Origin of the sequence: Rubellimicrobium roseum (genome assembly GCF_006152145.1) — a bacterium.
GTDB classification, from domain to species: Bacteria; Pseudomonadota; Alphaproteobacteria; order Rhodobacterales; family Rhodobacteraceae; genus Rubellimicrobium; species Rubellimicrobium roseum.
The window spans coordinates 1-1,003 of record NZ_VDFV01000155.1 but is presented as its reverse complement, the minus strand read 5'-3'; the positions used below and the strand labels follow the sequence as shown (position 1 = coordinate 1,003).

General features: G+C 66.1%; 1 pseudogene. It reads right to left on the bottom strand.

Annotated elements, in window-relative coordinates:
* Positions 1–1,003, bottom strand: a pseudogene (locus FHG71_RS23305) (IS3 family transposase); the annotation flags it as partial.

Here is a 1,003-nt window from a genome sequence, read left to right as displayed (position 1 = left end):
CCGGTGTGAAGCAGGGCTTGAGGCCGAGCTGGCGGGCGAAGATGCGCGTGTCTTTGGCGGTGTAGCACGAGCCGTTGTCACTGAGCATCTCCACGGGATGGGGCGCCTGGTGGGCCCTGAACCGCTTCTCGACCGCCTCCAGCATCATGTCGCGGACATCGGAGCCGCTGACGCCGGCGTTCGCCACGGCGCACCAGGCGATCACCTCCCGGTCGTGGGCATCGATGATGAAGGCGCCTCGGACGACCTCACCGTTCCAGCAGGTGAACTCGAAGCCATCGCTGCACCACCGGAGGTTCGAGCGCATGACGATGACCTTGCCGTCGTGCGCCAGGTCCGGCCGCTCGGTGTAGTGGCGGGCCAAGAGGAGGCTGTGCGCCTGCATGATGCGGTAGACCCTCTTGTGGTTCACTGGGGCCAGGCCCCCGGACCGGAGCTGTCGGTTCAGGACGGCCGTGATGCGCCGGTAGCCGTAGGTCGGCCGTGCGGTGACGAGGGCAGTGATGCGCGGCAGCAGCGCCGCGTCTTGCGCTTTGTGGTAGCGCCGATGCGGCTTGGTCGTCCCCTTCAGGCGGTCGTGCAGGTTGGAGCGCGAGACCCCAAGGATATCCGCGACGATCTTCATCGGCCACCGTCCTTGAGAGGCGACTGCACGAGCCACGTCGGTTTTTTTGGGCGTGCCTTGTCGAAAGCCTCCTTCAGGATCTCGACTTCCAGGGTCTTGCGGCCGAGCTGGCGTTCGAGTTCGCGGATGCGCTCCTCGAGGTGACGGACGGCCCGGTTGCTGGTGACCTCGTCATCGTTGGACACGGCGACAGCCCCTCCCTCCAGCATCAGGCGCCGCCAACGGTAGAGCAGGTTCGGGGCCACGCCATTGCGGCGTGCCACCACCGAGATGCTGGCTCGCTCGTCCAGAGTCTCTTCGACGATCCGCAGCTTCTCGGCCGCCGACCAACGACGGCGACGGCCGCCATCGGTGATGATCTCAACGTCAAACATAAGC